We start from the raw sequence: 14,327 nt of genomic DNA, 5'->3' as shown, positions 1-14,327 counted from the left end.
GGGCGCATTATGCTAATTACAGGCAAGACAGTCAACAGCTTTTTGCACTATTTTTTAGAAAATGCGTCTGTTTGTTTGATGAATAATCATTTTGTCGATAAAGACAGCAAAAAACAACCCCGAATTTGAAAAAATGTGATTTGTTATTATTAAGATGGTTAAAAATCACACTGGGATTTATTGCGCTATTTTGCTGTTTACCAATAAGAAAGAGCGCAAAGTTAACTTTCTAATAATCTTTGGAGCAATTCGCCGTTTAACATGGCGCGTTTTGTCAGTGCAAATGCACCAATTGCTGAATTATGAACCAGTTGCGAGGTGACAATCGGTAAGTTTTCACGGAAACCTTTTAAAGCTTGGGTATCAATGCAGCTTTGAATGGCAGGTAATAGAACCTGCTCAGCTTCAGTAATGTCTCCGGCGATCACCACTTTTTCAGGATTAAACAAGTTAATGGTGATGGCGATGGCTTTACCAATTTGGCGTCCGACGTGTTGGATAACCTCGGTTGCCAGTGGGTCGCCTTTGTTTGCTGCTTGGCAAATATGGGTAATTGAACTGGTTTCAGGGGTTAATTGGCTCGTATAGCCCTGCTCTAAACGCTGCTTCACGCGAGCTTCAATGGCTTGGTTGGAGGCGATGGTTTCTAAACAACCAAAATTACCGCAATGGCAAAGCTCACCTAGTGGGTCAACTTGGATATGCCCAATCTCCCCAAGATTACCTCGATGATTAAGAAGGATCTCTTTATTAACGACTAAACCCGCTCCAGCGCCTCTGTGGATGCGTACAAGAAGCGAGTCCTCACAATCTTGGGTGGCTCCGAAATAGCTCTCAGCGAGGGCGAGGCTGCGAATATCGTGCCCAACATAACAGGTGAGATTGAAATGCTGCTGTAGGTTATCAATCAACTGCCAATTATCCACTTTAATATGTGGCATATAGTGGACAATTCCAGAGTGCGGATTGACCAGCCCTGGCAATATCACCGAAATAGCAATCAATTCACGGATACGTCGCTGGTGCAGCGAGATAAAATCTTCAAGTGCTGCAATCAGTTTCTGTTCAACGATTTGCTGAGTAGGTTCTGTAATAGGGTAGTGCCCGTCTGCCAGCATTTTACCGCTAAGGTCATACAGGGCGATTGTGGCATCGTAACGCCCCAAGCGCACACCGATGGTATGGAAATGTTTGTATTCGGAGACGATGGATATAGCTCGACGGCCTCCGGTGGAGGCCTGCTGGTCTACTTCTTTAATTAAACCGCGTTCGAGTAACTGACGAGTGATTTTTGTGACACTCGCTGGCGCAAGTTGGCTCTGCTCCGCTATCTGAATTCTAGATATCGGTCCTTGTTGATCAATCAGGCTGTAAACGACAGCACTGTTGAGTTGTTTTACGAGATCAATATTACCAATTTGCTTTAGCGAGTGGCTTTGATTCATCAGCTAGTTACTCATTTTTATAGACTTCCTCTCCGTTTACATAAGTTGAAAGGACTTGGAAGTCTTGGTTAAAGGCAGTCAAGTTAGCCGTTTTGCCGGCTTCGATGGAACCTAATGTTGTCTCTACCCCAATGGCTCTTGCTGGGTAAAGGGTGGCCATTCTTAATGTTTCATCAAGAGGAATGCCAACATGTTCAACACTGTTTTTCACCGCATTAATCATGGTCAGGGAAGAGCCGCTCAGTGTGCCATTTTCATCGACACATAATCCATTTCGGTAGTATATGGTTTTACCTGCGAAGATAAAATGATCCATTTCACCTGTTTGGGGATCAATTCCCGCTGGTGCTGTCGCATCGGTGACTAAAACCAGTTTATCCCCTTTGAGTTGTTTACTATTGCGAATATTGGCCCATTGAACATGTAAACCATCCGCGATAATGCCAGCATAGACTTCAGGGGTATCGTAAATTGCACCAACCAGACCAGGACCGCGACCAGAAATATATGGCATTGCGTTGAATAGGTGGGTTGATGCGCGAATACCAGAGCGGAAGCCTTGACGCGCTTCTTCATAGGTTGCATTGGAGTGACCCGCTGAGACCACAATACCCGCTTCGGTTAACTGGTGGATAAAGCGTTGCTCAACAATTTCAGGTGCAAGCGTGATCATGCTAATCGCATCAGCATGTGCTGCTAAGTAATCCATCATCTCGACTGATGGCTTACGGATAAATTCTGGGTTATGAGTCCCTTTTTTAATCAAATTAATGTAAGGGCCTTCAATATGTAAACCAAGCGCTTGGTTTTTATTGCGTTTCAGATATTCAGTCATGACATCAACGCCATGCTTCATTAATTCATCTGAACAGGTAATAAGTGTTGGTAAAAAGCTAGTACACCCCGCACGCTCATTGGCTTTTTGCATGATTTCGAGGTTTTTCAATGTGACGTTTTCTTCGTTGTCATTGAATTGCACGCCGCCACAGCCATTCACTTGGAGATCAATAAAGCCAGCCGATAGAATGGCGCCTTTTAAATCTCTACGTTCGATATCGTGAGCGAGTTCGGATTCTGGGCACACCGCTTTGATGATTTCGCCATCAATAATGACTGCGTGGTTATCCAGTCTTTCGTGACCTGTAAAAATAATGCAATTAGTTAATGCGTACATAGCGTAAAACTCCTGACCGCGAGTAAAATGGGTCACCGACCCGCATCAGTATGGCGGGTCGGGTGTTCGATACTCTATCTATTTTAGGCTCTTTTAGAGACGCTCAAATAGGGTTGAGTATAAATTAATCAAACTGCTCGATATTCGAACATTCTAATTGTTTGAAATATTTGAGCGTTTTGACTTTCAATTCTAATGTTGCTGGCTCATCACAGACAATCAATGCTTTAGGATGTAGCTGCACACAGCTGATTGTCCATAAGTGGTTAACAGAACCTTCTACCGCAGCATGAACGGCATCAGCTTTGTTTGCACCCGTCGCTAATACCATCAGTTCTTTCGCATCTAATAAAGTAGCAACACCCACGGTTAATGCGTACTTAGGAACTTGATTAATATCGTTATCAAAGAAACGAGAGTTAGCTTGGCGAGTTTCTGGTGTCAGTGTTTTGATACGCGTTCTCGAACTTAAAGAAGAACCTGGCTCATTAAACGCGATATGACCATCATTACCTACACCACCCATAAACAGGTTGATTTGACCGTAGGATTTGATTTTGTCTTCATAGCGTTGACATTCAGCATCGACATCAGGGGCATTACCATTGAGTAAATTGATGTTTTCGGCTTGGATATCAATGTGATTGAAAAAGTTTTGGTGCATAAACGTGTGGTAACTTTGTGGATGATCTTTTGGAATACCAATGTATTCATCCATATTAAATGTCACGACATGCTTAAAGCTGACTTTACCTGCTTTATATAAGGCAATTAATTCTTTGTAGGTGGCAAGCGGTGTCCCGCCAGTCGGTAAGCCTAGAACGAAAGGGCGTTCAGCTGTCGGATTAAATGCGTTGATTTTATCAGCGATGTACTGTGCGGACCATACGCCAACATCATGAGCATTATTTAATGGGATAAGCCTCATGTACTTTTACCTCTAGTGTTTCTTTAAATTTATACTTGTAGGACCCCAAATCTCAATTGTGTTGATCATTTTCAACATTGTCTTATGACTGAGGTACTTGGAGTATATACAGCAAATCATATAAAAAACTTATTTTTAATCATAAAATAAGCTTTCAAGAATAGCTACTAATTTAGTCAATATTAGGTTTCTTTCGTTGACATTTATCACAGTTTCCAGCTATTTATTTTGTATCGCGAAAAAATTCATCTATTCTATGAATTGCTATAATTAAGCGACTTCGGATATATTTCCGATGCGTGAAAATAAGATCCTGAAATGGGACAAAAATAGAGCGATACAAAGGGGGAGTTTGTGAATATTCTTAGCTACTTACAGCGGATTGGTAGGGCGCTTATGGTGCCTGTCGCCGTATTACCAGCCGCCGCAATCCTAATGGGGATTGGTTATTGGATTGACCCAGATGGTTGGGGCGCCAATAGCGCAATCGCTGCGTTACTGATCAAATCCGGTGCTGCCATCATCGACAACATGTCCGTGTTGTTTGCGATTGGTGTTGCGTACGGAATGTCTAAAGATAAAGATGGTGCTGCTGCATTAACCGGTTTTGTCGGCTTCTTAGTGGTGACAACACTGTGCTCGCCTGCATCCTACTCAATGATTATGAGTGTACCAGTGGAATCCGTCCCGGCTGCATTCAATAAAATCAATAACCAGTTCGTGGGTATCCTTGTCGGGGTTCTTTCTGCTGAACTATACAACCGCTACAGTGGCGTTGAGCTGCCAAAAGCGTTGTCATTCTTCAGTGGTCGTCGCCTCGTTCCGATTTTAACCTCATTCCTGATGATCATTCTGGCATTCATTCTGATGTATGTTTGGCCAGTGGTGTATAACGGATTAGTGGCATTCGGTGAAAGCATCAAAGACTTAGGTTCTGTTGGCGCGGGTATCTACGCCTTCTTTAACCGTCTATTAATTCCTGTTGGGTTACACCACGCACTGAACTCCGTATTCTGGTTCGATGTGGCGGGAATCAACGATATTCCTAACTTCTTAGGTGGCGCGAAGTCCATCGAAGCAGGTCTGGCAACAGTTGGGATCACGGGTCGCTACCAAGCGGGCTTCTTCCCTATCATGATGTTCGGTCTGCCAGGTGCGGCTCTGGCTATCTATCACTGTGCACGTCCAGAAAATAAAGCCAAAGTGGCGGGTATCATGATTGCAGGTGCGTTTGCTGCATTCTTTACAGGTATCACTGAACCGCTTGAATTCTCATTTATGTTCGTTGCACCAGTACTGTATGTGATCCACGCATTATTGACCGGTATCTCTGTCTATATTGCGGCAACAATGGAATGGATTTCAGGCTTCGGCTTCAGTGCGGGACTGGTGGATATGTTCTTACAGACACGTAACCCACTCGCAACTCACTGGTACATGCTGATTGTTCAAGGCTTGGTCTTCTTCTGTATCTACTACGTGATTTTCCGATTCATGATCCGCAAATTCAACCTGTTAACTCCAGGCCGTGAAGTTAGCGCGGGTGATGAGACTGTTGATGGCTATGACGAAAACGTTAGCGATGCACACAGTGATGAAAGCGAAATTCAAAAAGAAGCTCGCCAGTATATTGCTGCGGTAGGTGGTAGCGACAACATCGTTAACATCGACGCTTGTATCACGCGTTTACGTTTAGGCGTAAAAGATTCAGCGGTAGTCAACGACCCACTTGCTAAACGTATTGGTGCATCTGGCGTGATCCGCCTGAACAAGCAAAACGTGCAAGTGATTGTAGGAACTCGCGCGGAATTAATCGCTAAAGCGATGACGGAAGTGATGGCAAAAGGCCCTATTGCGGCATCTGCGCCAGCGGCTGCTCCAGAAAAAAGCCAGAAAGCGGCAGCAGAAAAAGCAAAAGGTAACGCGGTTCTGTCGTTAATCGCACCTGTTAGTGGTGAAGTTTACTCATTGGATCAGGTTCCTGATGAAGCGTTCTCTAGCCGCATCGTTGGTGATGGTATTGCTATCAAACCAACCAGCAGTGAAGTGGTGGCGCCAGCTGCAGGGACAATTGTGAAAATTTTCCCAACTAACCATGCATTCTGCCTCGAAACCGCGAATGGCGTTGAACTGATTGTGCATATGGGGATTGATACCGTTGCATTAAATGGTGAAGGCTGTGAGCGTTTAGTTGAAGAGGGTGCGGAAGTTGAAGCGGGTACACCAATTCTGAAACTCGACCTGCCATTCCTTGAAGAGAATGCAAAATCAATGATTAGCCCTGTTATCATCAGTAATATCGATGACTTCGCTGGCGTTGAGATTTTAGCGAAAGGTCAGGTCACTGCCGGTGAAACCGTTATTTATCACGTATTAAAATAGTCTACGTATAGATAAAAAATACTGAGCAGTACCTAGGAAATGCCAGCTTAATTAGCTGGCATTTTTTTATCTAAATTATCCGTAGTTAATATCCAAAGCATTAATTCCCAAAGTATTAACTTCCAAGGCATTAATTCCTATATTAATCAATCATGTATTCGGTATAACCGAATTTAACTTTTTGGCACTTATTACTATTTTATTTCTCTTATGGCTTATTTTCTTTGAAGTAAATTTCCCTTGTTGGCGAGGCGAAAAATCATTCAAGGAAATCGGTTGGTTAAAGGAAGCTGTTTTTAAAGGAATAAATAAGATGATGTCAAAAATAACGCTCGTGAGTGAAGCTAGCGAATATGTGTTTCAAAAAATGAACCATTTTTTTCAATGTTCAGGGAATCCGATTCGCATTCGTAGAATGAACAAAGAAAATTTAAAATATTGCAATATCAGCTCGTTAGCAATGGAAGAGCCTTTAGATTGGCTTGAGTATCAAGAAATTGTTATGACCAAAGAGAGCTTTAGTTTCTGTTTTAAACTTATTAGCCGTAACCGAATTTTAGTCCGAATACCCGATAAAGCAGCGGGAGGTTGTGTCTGTAGCTATGACCCTCATTGCCGTCGAGCGACAATCGAAATACTGCAAAATTTTGAGAAAAACAATAAAGCATTAGATGGAAAAATGATGGTTTACTCATTGCTGAGTATTTTATTTTTTCTCATCAAAGTCGGGGGAGAGGGGGTCTATATTAACAGCCCAGCGAACGAAGATCTTCTTGATTATTATATCGATGAATTGGGTTTTCAGGATGTTTTTAAAGATGGCAGCCTACTGTATAGCACCAAGCAGCAACTGTTTAATCTCTTTGATGCGTTAAGGGGGCAGTGGAAGCCCAAAGCAGGTCGAAATATTACTGAAATACCTAATCAGAGTGAAGAGCGACTTGCTGATGAATTTATGGGTTTGATTATCAGTGTTGCTCAAGCTATTAAGCAGATGCCTAAGGCGCCGAAAGGGGAATCCGTTGGGAAATTTGCCGATGAGCTTGATGTATGGCGAAAAAGCTAATTGATTGAATTTGCTGATATTTGTAACTTAAAGGTTATATTTGTTAATGAATTTGGCGAAATCTCAAAGCGAGTTGTCAAATCTGCATAAGCACAGGGCGGTTCTCAAGGATAAGATAAAAACTCAACCATCTTTGAGGATTGTCCTGTGGATTTACTACTTTGTTTATTTGGTTTCATTTCGGGGATCACAACAGCGCTATTCGGTTTTGGGGGCGGCTTTATTACGGTACCCCTGTTATATGCTTTAATTACCCTTGTTTGGGGACCCCGCCATGATGCCAGCGACGTTGCGATGCAAATTGCCGTCGCCACGTCCACATTTGTGATGATTTTCTCATCAAGCTTATCGAGCCGAGCACACTACCTGAAAGGGAACTTCAACTGGCAAATTATCAAACCTTTTATGCTGCCTATTTCAATGGGCGGCATTTTAGGTGCACTCATCGCGCTATCGGTAGACAGTGAATGGATCCGCTGGATATTTATCGGTTATCTCATTATCACTATTCTCGATTGCTTTATTCGCCCTGGATTTATGCAAACCCAATCAGAAGGTAATACGTTAATAAGAGGCAAATGCATTGAGGACACGCTCATCGGTACAGTGATCGGTACCGTCGCGGCATTTTTAGGTGTGGGAGGCAGTGTGATGACCGTACCTTTGATGCGTCGCCGTGGCGCGAGTATGTTGCAAGCGGCGGCATTTGCTAACCCGCTGACGTTACCGATGGCAATCACTGGCTCCTTGATTTACTTCTATTTTGCTATGGAAAAGCACCTTGAATTAGGCTCTGGCTTCTTAGGGATGATTTATATTAAAGGCGCTTTAATTTTGATTGCTACCTCGTGGCTAGGTATTCGTTTTGCTTCGTTTTTGATGCCCTACTTGAGTGATAAACGCCATGCTCAAAGCTATCCCATTTTATTGATGGTCGTTCTTGGGGTCATGCTATTCGTATAAATAGCCTATTTTTTGATAAAAATCCCCCTTTGCCATTGCTTTTGCCGACTAACCTTAATCAAACGGTTGTTTCTGGACGTATTATGGTAGAATATATTCGGTTACTATACGAATTTAGCGCGCTTTTGGCACTGAGGAACGATGACAATGAATGAGGCAGATGCTCGCCCAACTAACTTTATCCGTCAGATCATAGATGAAGATCTGGCGACTGGGAAACACACATCAGTACATACCCGTTTTCCACCTGAACCGAATGGCTACTTACACATTGGCCATGCGAAATCAATTTGCTTGAACTTTGGTATCGCGAAGGATTATCAAGGCCAGTGTAACTTACGCTTTGATGATACTAACCCGGTCAAAGAAGATGTTGAGTATGTGAACTCCATTCAAAATGACGTCCAATGGTTAGGTTTCCAGTGGAGCGGCAACATTCGCTACTCATCGGATTATTTTGATATTTTATATCAATACGCGATTGAGCTTATCAAAAAAGGCCTTGCCTACGTTGATGAATTAAGTGCGGATGAAATTCGTGAATACCGTGGCACATTAAAAGAGCCGGGTAAAAACAGCCCTTACCGTGAACGCCTGATTGAAGACAACTTAGCGTTATTTGAGAAAATGCGTGAGGGTGGCTTCGAAGAAGGTAAAGCGTGTTTACGTGCAAAAATCGACATGGCATCACCATTTATGGTTATGCGCGATCCGGTTTTGTATCGAATTAAATTTGCAGAGCATCACCAATCTGGCAACAAGTGGTGCATCTATCCGATGTATGACTTCACCCACTGTATTTCTGATGCGCTGGAAGGTATTACACACTCGCTGTGTACATTAGAATTCCAAGACAACCGCCGTCTGTATGATTGGGTATTGGACAACATCACTATTGATTGTCATCCACGTCAGTACGAATTTTCTCGTCTGAATCTTGAATACACAGTGATGTCTAAGCGTAAGTTAAACCAACTTGTGACTGAAAAACACGTTGCTGGTTGGGATGATCCACGCATGCTGACAATTTCAGGTTTACGTCGCCGTGGTTACACAGCGGCTTCAATCCGTGAATTCTGTCGTCGCATCGGTGTTACAAAACAAGATAATAATGTTGAAATGGCTGCATTAGAATCTTGCATCCGTGATGACCTAAATGACTCAGCGCCACGCGCAATGGCAGTTATCGATCCAGTACGTTTAGTGATTGAAAACATGCCAGCAGGGGAAGAAATTCTGAAAGCGCCAAATCACCCGAACAACCCAGACATGGGAACGCGTGAAGTGCCATTTAGCAATGAGCTGTATATTGACCGTGCAGACTTCCGCGAAGAAGCTAACCGCCAATATAAGCGTTTGGTATTAGGTAAAGAAGTGCGTCTGCGTAATGCTTACATCATCAAAGCAGAGCGCGTAGAAAAAGATGCAGAAGGCAATATTACGACTATCTTCTGTACCTACGATGCAGGCACATTGAATAAAGACCCTGCTGACGGTCGTAAAGTTAAAGGCGTTATTCACTGGGTAAGCGCAGCACATGCATTGCCAGCGGAAATTCGTCTGTATGACCGCCTGTTTACTGTACCAAACCCAGCAGCTGAAGATGATTTCTTATCAGTGTTGAACCCAGAATCTCTGGTCATTCGCCAAGGTTTTGTTGAACCAAGCCTGCGTGATGCGCCAGCAGAAAAAGCGTACCAGTTTGAGCGTGAAGGTTACTTCTGTGCAGATAACAAGCTGAGCAGTGCGGATAAGCTGGTGTTTAACCGTACGGTTGGGTTGCGTGATACTTGGGCTAAGATTGAGTCTAACTAAATCCTCGTCATACTTCGCGCTGTAGCTGTGTTTGGCTGCATTCACTAACCCTAGGCACATACTTGTGTATGCTCCTAGGGATTAGCTCACTTGCCGCCTTGCTACAACGTGAATTATTTGAGGATTGTTGAGAACAGCCTAAGAAAAAACAGTTTATTAACCCCCAATAGTTGGATTGCCAATTACTGGGGGCTTTTTATATCAAAATACTGCTGTGGAGATTGCTGATCACTCACAGAAGATTCAGCGTTGTCTTGTGAAATCGTTCAATCCATAGACTAATGCTTCTACCCAAGCAGCATAATCATGACCACTTGACCATGAATGGAAGCTGGTTTTGTAGTTTTTATCTCGCAAAACATGTTCAAGTCCTTGGCTATTAAGCCAAATGCCGCCATCAGCACCTTGGTTTTCAAATAATCCTGCTTGTATCCAGAAACTGATCGGATAATGTGGCGATTGCTGATATTGACGAGTTAACCATCCTGGCTTTTCACCCTCAGGTGCCCACCAGTACGAGCCAGATAGGCTCAGCACATGGCTAAATTGGTTTGGATATCGCAATGCGACCCAGGACGATGCCAATCCTCCATAACTTGCGCCAGCCACAATCGTCTTTTCATTATTTATTTCAATACCATTTTTGCTCACCCAAGGTAGCAGTTCCAGTGCCATAAAATCAGCAAAAGCTTGATTTGGAGGGAGTTCCTTGGAACGACGTTTACTATCCAGACTATCTATAAAGACAATATTAATCGGGGGTAATTGATGATGAGCAATCAAACCATCAATTACATTGGCGGTGTGATATTTATCCTGCCAAATTTGGCCATCAAACAAAAATAATGTCCAACTAACCGGCGTTGTCGCTTTTGGGCGATAAAGAATGATTTCTCGACTATTTCCAAGGAATTCACTTTTTAGTGTATGTCGAGTCAAAGAGCCATGGCGTATAGGCTGTTTCATCGTATCGCGGGTAAAATACCGTGAGGGTTTTAAATCAAGTAAAGATGATGTGTTCCACTTATCATCATTTTCTATACTCATCGTCGTGGGATTTAAAGGGTCGGCTTGTGCACTGACCAAAATAGCACGGCGTTGTTCACGCGCATTGCCATCTATTTTAGGAACGTCAGGCGCCAATTGATATTGCATACGCGTATCTGCAGGGACCACGTAGCTGCGAAACCATACATCGGAGTCACCAAGTTTAAACATGGGATCATGATCACCTGCCGGAGACCCTAAAATAAACACATTACCGCGCGCTGCACGCCACAAAAAAGTGACTCGTTTATGGGATGTATCTACAGGTTCAACTAAAGGCGTACCGATGAGTTGTTGTTTTTCCCAAAATGCATCTGTTGTTCCTCCTGCTGCCAGCTCCTTTGCGAGTTGCTGTAAAGTAGGACTAACCGGGTCAAGTTTTCGCATGCGATTGAGTGGCTGAGTTTCTGTCATTTGCCAGTTAAACTGCCATTTACTACCGTTGTTTCCATATAATACTAATGATGAAACTTGCCCCGTTGGGGATGAAAAAAGTAGCGATTTTTCTCCATCAGGAGGTCCTGCTTCCAATAACGTGCGTAAATGATGGTTTTGCTGATCGAGCAATTGTGCCCCCGTTGCCCCCTTTAGTGTGGCAACGACATAGTTTTCATTAAGCTCTGGAAGCATAAAGCAAACCTTACCCTCTGAATCGAATACACCTTCCTGAACCCCTTGAAGAGGCAGTTCGTTGCAAGGCGCGGCTATTGCGGGTGCTGCACTCAAAGCGACCATGACGTAAAGCAAAACAGACTTCATGAGCCCTCACTTTCAAGTTAATCCTTATTATTAATGGGATAACAAAGGCTACATCTCAATTTGTCGTAGCCTTTGTTCTTACTCTTTGTTTTACCAAGCGTAATCAAACGTGACGGTACCAGTACGGCCTATGCCATAAAAGCAGGCATCACTCATACCACAGGATGAAACATAATGTTTATCCATTAAGTTATTCACGTTTAACTGTATCGTTGCGCCTTTCAAAGATGGTGAAATATTGGCGAGTTCATAACCCACCATCGCATCGTAAAGTGTTACCCCAGGTACAGAAAAGCTATTATCCGCTCCTGCTTTGCTGGACCCGATATAGCGCACTCCCGCTCCGGCTTTCAGTCCATTCAGCATCCCTGAGTTTTCTTCATATTGTCCCCAGACAGAGGCCATATTTTTAGGGATTCGAGGAAATTCTTTTCCTTTTTCAGCACTGTTTGACGTTTCAAGCACTTTGGTTTTGGTATATGAATATGCCCCTGTAACAGCAAATTTGTCGGTAAGCTTACTGTTTATCTGGGCTTCCACACCTTTACTTTCACCTTTGCCGATTAGCGTCATATAACCTAATTCAGAGTCGTATTTAGGAATGTTTTTTTGCTCAATATGATAGAGAGATAAGGTCGCTAGCGTTTTTTGGTCAGGGGTGAGGTACTTGATACCGATTTCCGTTTGTTTTGCTGTTTTAGGATCAAACGGTTTACTTTCTGGCTTTCTGTTGGTCGCAAGATTTGGCTCAAAAGAGGTGCTGTAGCTAATATAAGGGGAAATACCATTATCAAATGAGTATAACACCCCAACTAAGCCTGTTAGTTTGCCATCATTTTGTTGCGAGTTGTCACTGTTCGTTCTGTCTATCGTTTTTACTTCAATCCAGTCATATCGGGTACTAGCTAATAAGTTCCAGCTATTCCATTCGATTTGGTCTTGAATATAAATACCGATTTGATCGCTTTTTTGTAACTGGTCGGTGAATAGTGTCTGCTTGGATTCATCAATTTTCTGGTATTGGGGGTTACGCCAATCAATATCATAATTGCCGCTTCTGTCGCGCCAAAACTGTTTATCCTCTTTAGTCCATTTGTAATCGACGCCGACTAATAGTGTTTGATAAACCTCCCCATTATCAATGTCGAAATTTAAATGAGTATCAACACCAAATGTATTGAGTTTTGTTTTTTCGTGCTGAGCTATTCGTTTTAGTACATAAGGATAGTTTTTAGCTTCACTTGCTAGGGTGTTAAATACTAAATAATTATATTTTTCATCAATTTCTGCGTAGCGTGCCTTTTGTACCAATGAAATTTGATCACTAAAATTATGTTCAAATTCATATCCAATACTATGTTGTTTTTGTTTGGAAATATTATAGTCAGGATTGCTTATATTGAAGTCTTGTGGAATTTTTCCTTCTGGGGTTGATTCTAGAGTGCCAACTTTAGGAAGAAAATTTCGATAACCATTTTTCGGTGAGTTCTGTAGATAAGCCAAAAGAGTGAAAGTAGTGTCTTCATTTAGGAATGTTATTGCAGGTGCAATAGCATATTTTTCTTCCTCATAGTCTCGTACCTGAGTATCTTTCTTTTTTGCCAAGCCATTTAAACGGTAGAGGATATTTCCATCATCCGTTAGCTGGCCACCGAGATCAAAAAATCCTTCTGTTTTATTTCGATTACCGACTCGTAACTGAATTTTATTGATGCTCTGTGCGGTTGGTTTTTTACTTGTCATGGCAATAACCCCGCCAGGGCTTATTTGTCCATATTGCACAGATGCCGGTCCTTTAATCATCTCAATTCTGTCTAGAAACCAAGGCTCGGTTGTGCCCATTGACGAGGACGCATTTCCGCCAAAAGGAATGCCATCTAGAATTTTGTTCGCATAATCAAAACCACGACTAAATACCTCATCATTGCGATTCGAATCACCACGGTATTCTGTAACCACACCTGGTGTATACCTCAATGCATCCACAACGGTTTCTGCTGCTCTGTTTTCTATTTGGGTTTTGGTCACCACATTTACTGTCTGTGGTATTTTCGTTATCTCAGTCTCATTTTTTGTTGCAGAAGACGTCGTTGTTGCGGTGTATGAATCACTTGAGCTTGGTGTAGTGACAACCAGAACATCAGTTGCTGAAGCGAATGGCGAAACTATTAACAGTGATAGCGCTGATAGCTTATTTTTATTTAACATAGCAATACCTGTTCATCCCTATTTTCAACGTGAAATTTAAGACGGCGTGGAAACCTAGTCGTGCAAGTTTTCACACGATGGATATTTTTTGATTTGGTCAGGAAGGCATAAAAGTGAATTTTCCTTTTCCCGTTCATACTTACACCGATGCATTCTTCGACATCTCTGGTGTAAATATATCTGAATTAAATCAATGTACTCTTAATGTGAAAACGTAAAGTTTTTAGATGTAAAACATATAGATATGCAATCTTGTGCATTGGTGTTCTATTGTTTTCAAACTTTAGTTTCATATTCTATATGATAATAATAATCATTTAAATAATGGGTGATAATAATAATCATTAAGAATAACATATGATAATTAATCAGTTTTTTATGTTTTAGAACGTCAGCATTTCAACCAGATTGCTCTTTGCTCAATTAGGCAACTATCAGCGCATTTCATCAGTGCGTCTAATGCTTCGGTCTGCATAGGGTTATAAGATTCGGCTTGCGATTCTGATTGGCGGATATATTAGGTCAGGGAAATGGGGCTTC

9 protein-coding genes are annotated in these 14,327 nt (G+C 42.3%); 4 read left to right on the top strand and 5 right to left on the bottom strand.

The window, feature by feature from the left end; genetic code table 11:
• Window positions 1-221: 221 nt before the first annotated feature.
• The 3 genes from nagC to nagB all read right to left on the bottom strand — a co-directional run bounded on the left by nagC (window position 222) and on the right by nagB (window position 3,547).
• Window positions 222-1,445 (bottom strand): DNA-binding transcriptional regulator NagC, encoded by a 1,224-nt coding sequence (gene nagC, locus GKR48_RS15345; RefSeq protein ID WP_154628697.1) that lies wholly within the window; start codon window positions 1,443-1,445, stop codon window positions 222-224.
• 7 nt (window positions 1,446-1,452) lie between these two features.
• Entirely contained in the window at window positions 1,453-2,619 is a 1,167-nt protein-coding gene (gene nagA / locus GKR48_RS15340) for an N-acetylglucosamine-6-phosphate deacetylase (protein WP_154628695.1), read from the bottom strand.
• A 124-nt stretch (window positions 2,620-2,743) separates the two neighbouring features.
• Complete coding sequence (gene nagB, locus GKR48_RS15335; RefSeq protein WP_108479370.1) at window positions 2,744-3,547, bottom strand: glucosamine-6-phosphate deaminase; 804 nt, start codon at window positions 3,545-3,547, stop codon at window positions 2,744-2,746.
• Between the two features lie 354 nt (window positions 3,548-3,901).
• Between nagB and nagE the strand changes: the two genes are divergently transcribed.
• From nagE to glnS, 4 genes are all read left to right on the top strand, one after another.
• On the top strand, window positions 3,902-5,929 hold the full coding sequence (nagE, locus tag GKR48_RS15330; protein ID WP_336431183.1) for an N-acetylglucosamine-specific PTS transporter subunit IIBC: 2,028 nt from the start codon (window positions 3,902-3,904) through the stop codon (window positions 5,927-5,929).
• Between the two features lie 313 nt (window positions 5,930-6,242).
• Window positions 6,243-6,995, top strand: a complete 753-nt coding sequence (locus tag GKR48_RS15325; RefSeq protein ID WP_154628693.1) for a hypothetical protein — start codon at window positions 6,243-6,245, stop codon at window positions 6,993-6,995.
• 147 nt (window positions 6,996-7,142) lie between these two features.
• Complete coding sequence (locus GKR48_RS15320; protein WP_336431182.1) at window positions 7,143-7,958, top strand: sulfite exporter TauE/SafE family protein; 816 nt, start codon at window positions 7,143-7,145, stop codon at window positions 7,956-7,958.
• 147 nt (window positions 7,959-8,105) lie between these two features.
• Window positions 8,106-9,773 carry a glutamine--tRNA ligase gene (gene glnS, locus GKR48_RS15315; protein ID WP_154628691.1) on the top strand — a complete coding sequence of 556 codons (1,668 nt, stop codon included), beginning with the start codon at window positions 8,106-8,108 and terminating at the stop codon, window positions 9,771-9,773.
• Window positions 9,774-10,016: 243 nt separating this feature from the next.
• Here the strand turns inward: glnS and GKR48_RS15310 are convergent, their stop codons facing one another.
• Both GKR48_RS15310 and GKR48_RS15305 read right to left on the bottom strand, forming a co-directional pair.
• Window positions 10,017-11,579 carry an esterase family protein gene (locus GKR48_RS15310; RefSeq protein ID WP_154628690.1) on the bottom strand — a complete coding sequence of 521 codons (1,563 nt, stop codon included), beginning with the start codon at window positions 11,577-11,579 and terminating at the stop codon, window positions 10,017-10,019.
• Between the two features lie 90 nt (window positions 11,580-11,669).
• The gene (locus GKR48_RS15305) at window positions 11,670-13,787 is read right to left on the bottom strand and encodes a TonB-dependent siderophore receptor (protein ID WP_154628688.1); all 2,118 of its coding nucleotides are present in this window, start codon (window positions 13,785-13,787) and stop codon (window positions 11,670-11,672) included.
• Window positions 13,788-14,327: the final 540 nt, after the last annotated feature.

The organism is Providencia sp. wls1943 (assembly GCF_009706275.1).
Classification (GTDB): Bacteria; Pseudomonadota; Gammaproteobacteria; order Enterobacterales; family Enterobacteriaceae; genus Providencia; species Providencia zhijiangensis.
Note: the sequence above shows the minus strand (reverse complement) of the source record. Positions and strands in the feature narration are given on the sequence as shown.

Bases quoted from the DNA above. Each gene is read 5' to 3' on its own strand.
- nagA (WP_154628695.1), bottom strand. From the start codon at position 2,619: ATGTACGCATTAACTAATTGCATTATTTTTACAGGTCACGAAAGACTG.
- nagC (WP_154628697.1), bottom strand. From the start codon at position 1,445: ATGAATCAAAGCCACTCGCTAAAGCAAATTGGTAATATTGATCTCGTA.
- GKR48_RS15325 (WP_154628693.1), top strand. From the start codon at position 6,243: ATGATGTCAAAAATAACGCTCGTGAGTGAAGCTAGCGAATATGTGTTT.
- glnS (WP_154628691.1), top strand. From the start codon at position 8,106: ATGAATGAGGCAGATGCTCGCCCAACTAACTTTATCCGTCAGATCATA.
- nagB (WP_108479370.1), bottom strand. From the start codon at position 3,547: ATGAGGCTTATCCCATTAAATAATGCTCATGATGTTGGCGTATGGTCC.
- GKR48_RS15310 (WP_154628690.1), bottom strand. From the start codon at position 11,579: ATGAAGTCTGTTTTGCTTTACGTCATGGTCGCTTTGAGTGCAGCACCC.
- GKR48_RS15305 (WP_154628688.1), bottom strand. From the start codon at position 13,787: ATGTTAAATAAAAATAAGCTATCAGCGCTATCACTGTTAATAGTTTCG.